Origin of the sequence: Campylobacter concisus (assembly GCF_003048555.1) — a bacterium.
Lineage (GTDB): Bacteria > Campylobacterota > Campylobacteria > Campylobacterales > Campylobacteraceae > Campylobacter_A > Campylobacter_A concisus_AO.
This window is the reverse complement of the sequence record NZ_PIRR01000062.1, coordinates 1-6809: the sequence shown is the minus strand read 5'-3', so window position 1 is coordinate 6809 and position 6809 is coordinate 1. Positions and strand designations below refer to the sequence as shown.

Annotated in this window: 11 protein-coding genes; all 11 read left to right on the top strand. The window is 38.5% G+C overall.

What is annotated here, in order from left to right; all coding sequences use genetic code 11:
• Positions 1 to 47: 47 nt before the first annotated feature.
• Positions 48 to 425, top strand: coding sequence for a hypothetical protein (locus tag CVS92_RS08455; RefSeq protein WP_107789152.1), 378 nt, complete (start codon positions 48 to 50; stop codon positions 423 to 425).
• Complete coding sequence (locus CVS92_RS08450; protein ID WP_234398729.1) at positions 409 to 1578, top strand: beta-ketoacyl synthase N-terminal-like domain-containing protein; 1170 nt, start codon at positions 409 to 411, stop codon at positions 1576 to 1578. Before CVS92_RS08455 ends, CVS92_RS08450 begins: the two co-directional genes overlap by 17 nt.
• The gene (locus CVS92_RS08445) at positions 1575 to 2018 is read left to right on the top strand and encodes a thioester dehydrase (RefSeq protein ID WP_107789151.1); all 444 of its coding nucleotides are present in this window, start codon (positions 1575 to 1577) and stop codon (positions 2016 to 2018) included. Before CVS92_RS08450 ends, CVS92_RS08445 begins: the two co-directional genes overlap by 4 nt.
• Positions 2011 to 2730 carry a 3-oxoacyl-ACP reductase FabG gene (fabG, locus tag CVS92_RS08440; RefSeq protein WP_107789150.1) on the top strand — a complete coding sequence of 240 codons (720 nt, stop codon included), beginning with the start codon at positions 2011 to 2013 and terminating at the stop codon, positions 2728 to 2730. Before CVS92_RS08445 ends, fabG begins: the two co-directional genes overlap by 8 nt.
• The gene (locus tag CVS92_RS08435) at positions 2730 to 3983 is read left to right on the top strand and encodes a beta-ketoacyl-ACP synthase (RefSeq protein WP_107789153.1); all 1254 of its coding nucleotides are present in this window, start codon (positions 2730 to 2732) and stop codon (positions 3981 to 3983) included. Before fabG ends, CVS92_RS08435 begins: the two co-directional genes overlap by 1 nt.
• 11 nt (positions 3984 to 3994) lie before the next feature.
• The gene (locus CVS92_RS08430; RefSeq protein ID WP_021090821.1) at positions 3995 to 4411 is read left to right on the top strand and encodes a hypothetical protein; all 417 of its coding nucleotides are present in this window, start codon (positions 3995 to 3997) and stop codon (positions 4409 to 4411) included.
• Complete coding sequence (locus tag CVS92_RS08425) at positions 4411 to 5079, top strand: beta-ketoacyl synthase chain length factor (protein WP_107789149.1); 669 nt, start codon at positions 4411 to 4413, stop codon at positions 5077 to 5079. The genes CVS92_RS08430 and CVS92_RS08425 overlap by 1 nt, the downstream gene beginning before the upstream one ends.
• A complete protein-coding gene (locus CVS92_RS08420; protein WP_107789148.1) occupies positions 5069 to 5815 on the top strand; it encodes a lysophospholipid acyltransferase family protein in 747 nt (248 codons plus the stop codon). The genes CVS92_RS08425 and CVS92_RS08420 overlap by 11 nt, the downstream gene beginning before the upstream one ends.
• Positions 5799 to 6056, top strand: a complete 258-nt coding sequence (locus CVS92_RS08415; protein WP_084108930.1) for a phosphopantetheine-binding protein — start codon at positions 5799 to 5801, stop codon at positions 6054 to 6056. The genes CVS92_RS08420 and CVS92_RS08415 overlap by 17 nt, the downstream gene beginning before the upstream one ends.
• Before the next feature lie 2 nt (positions 6057 to 6058).
• Positions 6059 to 6304 carry an acyl carrier protein gene (locus tag CVS92_RS08410; RefSeq protein WP_107789147.1) on the top strand — a complete coding sequence of 82 codons (246 nt, stop codon included), beginning with the start codon at positions 6059 to 6061 and terminating at the stop codon, positions 6302 to 6304.
• Positions 6294 to 6809 (top strand): hypothetical protein (locus tag CVS92_RS08405; RefSeq protein WP_107789146.1); only part of this gene is annotated, 516 nt, incomplete at its 3' end. The genes CVS92_RS08410 and CVS92_RS08405, both read left to right, overlap by 11 nt.

The following is a 6809-nucleotide window of genomic DNA, read 5'->3' as shown; positions in this document are numbered from 1 at the left end:
GATATAATTATTAAACTTTTGTAATTTTTAATATTAAAAGGTAAAGATTGCTTATAAAAAAAATAGTCATAATCCTTGCTATTTCGCTTTTTGCTCTTGGATGTGCAAAGAAATTTGATATACCGCAGATAGCAGATTTTGACTTGAAAACATTTAAGGTAAACTCATCAAAGGGACTGCTTTTGCTTTACGTGCAAAATAGCAAGAATGAGTATAAATTTAGCCTTGTAAACGCACTTGGCGCGCCAGAAGCTAGGCGAATTTTAAAAGAAAGTAGCTTTAAAAATTTAGGTTTTTTGCCACCAAATAGTACCTACAATGAACTTTTTATAAAAGTGCTAGAGATGATAAAAGATGAAAAAAGCGAGCAAAAATTTATGATAGATGATCAATATTATGAGGTAGAAAGTGTTGATCTACGTTAGCAAGCCAGCCATTATCAGTGCCGCTGGAAGCAGCAGTGATGAGAATTTAAGTTCGCTTTTAAGTGGAAAGAGATTTCTAAGCTTAAGCAGTGGGTTTCATCCTGAGAATAAATTTTTAGTTGCGAAATTTGATAAGGCACTGCCAGAGTTTGCTAAAAACACAAAAGAACACTTTAAGACAAGAACCAATGCTTTGCTTTTAAATACGCTTCTTGAGCTTGACGATGAGATCAAGAGGGCTATCAAAAAATTTGGCAAAAGCCGTGTAGGTGTTATTTTAGGCACTACAACGAGTGGAATTGAAGAAAATTTTTGGACTTTTAAAGAGTATATAAGAACTGAAATTTTTGATAAAAGCAAGTTTGGTATAGACAGAAACTGTCTTGCAAATGTGACTGAGTTTGTGAGCGAATTTTATGGATTAGAAGGTCCAAGTTTTTGTGTTTCAACTGCCTGTACTTCTGGTGTTAAGGCGATTATTGAGGCACAAAGACTAATAAAAAGCGACATTTGCGATACGGTTATATGCGGCGGCGTCGATAGTTTAAACACCTTAACCATAAATGGCTTTAACTCACTTAGCATTTTAAGTCAAAAACCAAGCCAGCCATTTTCTAAAAATAGAGAGGGCATAAACATAGGCGAGGGAGCTGGGCTGTTTTTGCTGAGCCGTGATGAAATTTCAAACGTCGTGGTCGCTGGCTCGGCCTCAAACTGCGACGCTTTTCACATGACTCAGCCTGATTTTAATGCCAAAATGGCAATTTGTTGTATAGAAGAAGCTTTAAAAAAAGCTGACATGAGAGGCGTAGACTATGTAAATTTGCATGGCACCGGCACGCAAGCAAATGACAAAATGGAGGCAAAAGCTGTAAATTTAACGCTTGGCTCCGCATACGCTAGCTCGTTAAAGCCGCAGATCGGACACACGCTAGGAGCTGCTGGAGCAATAGAAAGCGCCATTTGCGTTATGCTTTGCATGGGGGAAAATATCCTCTTGCCGCCACACGTTTATGACGGCGAGTATGATGAGAGTTTGGAAGCTATAAATTTAGTAAAAAGCGGCACGAAATTTGACGTAAAGACGGCGATCTCGCTATCTTTTGCATTTGGCGGAGATAACGCCGCAATAATATTTAAAAGAGTGAGATGATGATAAGTGATTATTTGCCGCACAGTAGCGCCATAACCCTGATCGATGAAATTTTAGAATTTACCCCTTGCGAGAGCATAAAAGTAAGAAGTGTGATAAATGAGCAAACTCCATTTTTAGAAGATGGGAAATTTTACACACAAAAGGCGATAGAGATGATGGCTCAAAGCCTTGGTATTTATGACTCAAAGATGCGTGAACTAAGGGGCGAGAAGGCGATATTTGGCTTTTTGCTTGGAAGCAGAAAATTTGAAATTCTTAGGCCATATTTTAAAGTGGGCGATGAGATAGTGATCGTCTCAAAGTGCTCGATCCAAGATGAGAGTGGATTTGGTGTTTATGACAGTGAGCTTTTTGTAAACGGCGAGCTTGGCGCAAGAGCGGTTTTAAACGTGATGAGCCCTGATGAAGAATTTGTAAAAAAGGCACTTAGTGAGTAAAAGAGTATTGATAACCGGATCAAGTAGAGGCATAGGAGCTAGCATCGCTAAACGCCTAGCTAACGAGTACGAAGTGGTGCTTCATGCAAGAAGTAAGAGCGATGAACTTTTAAAGATAGCTAGTGAGCTTGGGGCTAAATTCTTGACATTTGACGTGGCTGACACCGCTGCAGCTAAAGAGGCCATAGAGGCTGACATGGAGGTAAATGGCGTCTACTATGGCGTTATTTTAAACGCTGGCATAACAAGGGATAATACCTTTGTGGGGCTGAGCGATGAAGAGTGGTTTGATGTGATAGATGTAAATTTAAATGGCTTTTACAACGTCCTAAGACCAGCACTAATGCCCATGATAAGGACTAGAAAGCCAGCTAGAATAGTAACACTAAGCTCTGTTTCAGGCGTCATTGGCAACAGAGGTCAGGTGAACTACTCAGCTAGCAAAGCTGGTATCATAGGAGCTAGCAAAGCCCTTGCAGTCGAGCTTGCAAGTAGGGGCATAACAGTAAACTGCGTAGCACCAGGGCTTATAAAGACAGATATGAGCGAGGAAATTTTAAATAGCGACTTTTTAGACGAGGTGCTAAAAGCCATACCTGCAAAAAGAGCCGGAGAAGCAGATGAGGTAGCAGGGCTGGTTAAATTTCTACTAAGCAGTGATGCTAGCTATATCACAAGGCAGGTTATCGGTGTAAATGGAGGGCTTTGCTAATGCGTGTATTTGTCACAGGTATCGGCGCAGTCAGCGCTTTTGGCAACAGCTGGGAGGAGATGAGAGCTAAATTTCTCGAGGGCAAAAACGCCGTGAGATACATGAGCGAGTGGGAGAGCTATAAAGATCTAAACACGCGCCTAGCTGCACCAATTATAGACTACAAATATCCGCAAGAGTGGGATAGAAAACAGCTAAGAAGTCTTGGTAAGGTCTCGTGTTATAGCGTGCACGCAGCTGGACTTGCCTTAAAAGATGCTGGATTATTAAAAGGTGATGAGTTAAATGAGTCAAATTTAGATCCAAGTGTGCAAGATGGTAGGATGGGCGTGGCAAGCGGCTCTAGCACTGGCAGTACAGACTCTATCCTTGACATGGCAAAGCTAGTTTTGGACATGGATAGCGGCTTTAACGCAAATACCTATATAAAAATGATGCCTCACACAACAGCGGCAAATATCGCGCTATTTTACTCGCTAAAAGGGCGCATCATCCCTACATCTTCGGCATGCACAAGCGGTTCGCACGCCATTGGCTACGCATACGAGAGCATAAAAAATGGCAGCATAGATATGATGCTAGCTGGTGGGGCTGAGGAGCTTTGCGTGAGCGAGGCATACGTCTTTGACAAGCTTTACGCAACTAGCGTAAAAAATAGTACGCCAAATTTGAGCCCAACGCCGTTTGAAAAAGATAGAGATGGCTTGGTGCTTGGTGAGGGAGCTGGGTTTTTGGTACTTGAAAGTGAAGAGAGTGCATTAAAAAGAGGAGCTAAAATTTATGCTGAGGTCGTTGGTTTTGGCTCAACATGTGATGGCACACATATCACTAGACCACAAAGCGCTACGATGAAAGCGGCGATGAGCTTAGCACTTAAGGACGCAAATTTAGAGCCAAAAAGTATAGGCTACGTAAATGCTCATGCAACTGCGACAAAACATGGCGACATAGCCGAGAGTATCGCTACAAACGAGCTTTTTGGAGAGGATATCGCCATTAGCTCACTTAAAAGCTATTTTGGTCATACGCTTGGCGCTTGTGGAGGACTGGAGGCGATCGCTTCTATTATGATGATGAGAGAAGAGCTGTTTTTCCCAACTATAAATTTAAACATGATCGATCCCGAGTGTGCAAAGCTAAACTATTTAAAAGAGCCAACTCCGATAAAAACGGACTTTGTTATGAGCAATAACTTTGCATTTGGTGGTGTAAATACATCTTTGATATTTAAAAGAGCTAAAAACATTTTTTAAAAAGGATAAACATGAAAAAATTAGTTTCATTAGTTGCCATTTTGGCGTTTGCTACAAGTCTTAATGCAAGAGATGATGTGAAATATCACTCACTTGATTTTCTAAATGGCCCAAAAGCTAAAAATTTCTTACTTCCAAATGTAAGTATTAGCTTTGGCACAGGCTATAGCGGACAGGTAATCGTAAAAGATCTAACATCAAATAAAAAGACAAATGGTTTTAATAAAAGTGATGAAGAGGCATGCCAAATCGCACTTCTTTCGGCCTTAAAGACTTTCCAAGAAAGAGCATTAAAAGAAGGTGGCACAAAGGTTGTAAATCTAACTGGCTACTACAAAAAACAACCATTTAACTCAAAAACTCAGTTTCAGTGTGGAAGCGGTGCTTTGATGTCTGGCGTTACTCTAAAAGGCGATATCGCGAAATAATGAAATTTCAAATTGATTTTTTTGATGCGATAGCTTATGGCGATGTCGGCGAGGATCTGGCTAGATACAAAAAAGAATTTGACCTAGCAAAAATTCCACCAATTCAAAGAAGAAGGCTAAGTAGTGCTGCAAAGTGCGCTTTTAGCCTACTTAGTGGTTTTGACGAGCTTGATATGCCAGTTATTTTTAGCTCATATGAAGGAGAGATAAATCGCTGCTTTGAGCTAGAGACTACGCTGGCAAAGGCTGAGTCAGTTTCGCCTACTTCGTTTTCACTTTCTGTGCATAACGCTATTTCGTCGCTTCTTAGCATAGAAGCTAAAAATCACAATGAAATTCTTGCCATTTCCTCTTTTAGCCCAGTAGAAGATGCCTTGCAAGCGGCATTTTTAAGACTAAATGACGGATATGAAAAGGTACTAATACTTGCTTATCATGAGTCGATAAAGCAGAGTTATTTTGATGAGAAAAAGCCATCATTTATGCTCGCTCTTGTTGTCTCAGGGGCAAAAAATGAGAGAGTTTTAACTCTAAAAAGAGCTAAAAAAGAAAAAGAAATTTGCGGGAATTTATTAAAAAGCTTTATTGTAAATTTTGATCCAAAAATATCAAAAAGCTGGCAAAGTTGTAGTTATTCTTCATCTTGGGATTTTAGCTATGAGCCTTAAAATTTTAAGAACTGGATCTTTTTTTTTCTTTTTTGCGATTATTTGCATAAGCGGAGATTTACTGCTTGTGCCAGTGGTGCTTTTGGGGCTAAATAAATTTAAATTTATACAAAATTTATGCCGCGATCTAGTTAGAATTTCTTGGGGATTTTTTATAAAAGTTACTAAAATTTGTGGGTGTTTGGACTATAAATTTGAGCTTAGCGAGCTAAATGGCGGATCAAATTTAGTCATAGCAAACCACCCTTCGCTTCTTGATGTGGTCTTTTTGGTTTCAAAATTTAAAAGAATAAACTGCATCGTAAAGGGCGAGCTTGGCAAAAATATATTTTTATTTGCGGCTATTAGGGCTTGCAACTACATACCAAACACAAATAACGAGGAATTTTTACAAAAAAGCGTAGAGGTTTTAAAAAGCGGTGAAAATTTATTAATTTTCCCAGAAGGCACACGTACGAAAGATGAAATTATTTTTCATAAGGCAGCAGCTTACATGGGTGTAAAAGGCGCTAAAAAGATTGTTTGCATCGGTATCAATATGCACCCAAGAAGCCTTAGAAAAAATGAACCATGGTACAAAACGCCAGATGAAAAGATAAAATATCATTTTAAAGAGATGAAAAATTTTAATGTTGATATATTTTTAAAGGATAGGCCAAGCCCCGTTAGGGCGAGAGCCTTGCATGATGAGATAATTAAAATTTATAAGGAGGAATTTAGTGAAAGAACTAGTTAATGAGATAAAAGAGCTGATCATCACAAGCTTAAATTTAGAGGATATGAAACCAAGTGATATTGATGAGAATGCGCCACTTTTTAATGATGGTCTTGGACTTGATAGTGTTGATGCCTTAGAGCTTGGGCTTGCGGTGCAGAAAAAATATGGTCTTGTGCTTGATTCAAAGAGTTCAAATCTAAAAGAGATATTTTTTAGCGTATCTTCTCTTGCAAAATACATTTACGAAAATAGGAAATAACGATGAGCGAAAAAGAAATTTTTGAAATTTTAAAGAAAGCCTTGATCGATCTTTTTGAGATAGATGAGAACAAGATAAAGCCAGAGACTAGGATATATGAGGATTTGCAGATTGATAGCATCGACGCTATTGATATGATTGATTACATCAAACGTCAAACCGGACATAGGCTGATGCCAGAGGATTTTAAAAACGTAAAAGCGCTTGATGATATCGTAAAAGCTGTAGCAAAGAAATTTGAAGCATAAAATAGTAAATCTAGTTCTAATTTTAGTAAGCATTGCTTACCCTTTAGTTCTATTTTTTTGGCAAGAAAACGCCACTTTGATATTTGGTGTTTTATGTGTGCTTTGGGGGCTTAGAGCCTATTTTGAAAGTGGCAAGAAAAGGCAGGTTTGCTTATTGGCTGGGGTGTTTTTTGCCATTTGCGCTATTTTTAGAAGCGTAAATTTAGCACTTTTATATCCAAGCATCGTAAGCCTTGGCTTCTTGGCTCTCTTTTTTTACAGCTTAAAGGGCGAGGCTGTTATAACCAAAATCGCTAGATTAAAAGAGAAAAATATAGATGAAAAGGTCGTTAGTTACACAAGAGGGTTAACAAAAATTTGGTGCTTATTTTTTGTATTTAATGCGATTTTTGCATTTGTTTTATCGTGTTTTGAAAATAAATTTTATTGGAGTATTTACTGCTCCTTTATCTCTTATATTTTGATGGGGTTTTTGTTTTTTGGAGAAATTTTATATCGTAAAGTT

Excerpts from the sequence above, each read along its gene's own strand:
- CVS92_RS08430 (WP_021090821.1), top strand. The coding sequence starts at position 3,995 with ATGAAAAAATTAGTTTCATTAGTTGCCATTTTGGCGTTTGCTACAAGT.
- CVS92_RS08420 (WP_107789148.1), top strand. The coding sequence starts at position 5,069 with ATGAGCCTTAAAATTTTAAGAACTGGATCTTTTTTTTTCTTTTTTGCG.
- CVS92_RS08410 (WP_107789147.1), top strand. The coding sequence starts at position 6,059 with ATGAGCGAAAAAGAAATTTTTGAAATTTTAAAGAAAGCCTTGATCGAT.
- CVS92_RS08435 (WP_107789153.1), top strand. The coding sequence starts at position 2,730 with ATGCGTGTATTTGTCACAGGTATCGGCGCAGTCAGCGCTTTTGGCAAC.
- CVS92_RS08445 (WP_107789151.1), top strand. The coding sequence starts at position 1,575 with ATGATGATAAGTGATTATTTGCCGCACAGTAGCGCCATAACCCTGATC.
- CVS92_RS08425 (WP_107789149.1), top strand. The coding sequence starts at position 4,411 with ATGAAATTTCAAATTGATTTTTTTGATGCGATAGCTTATGGCGATGTC.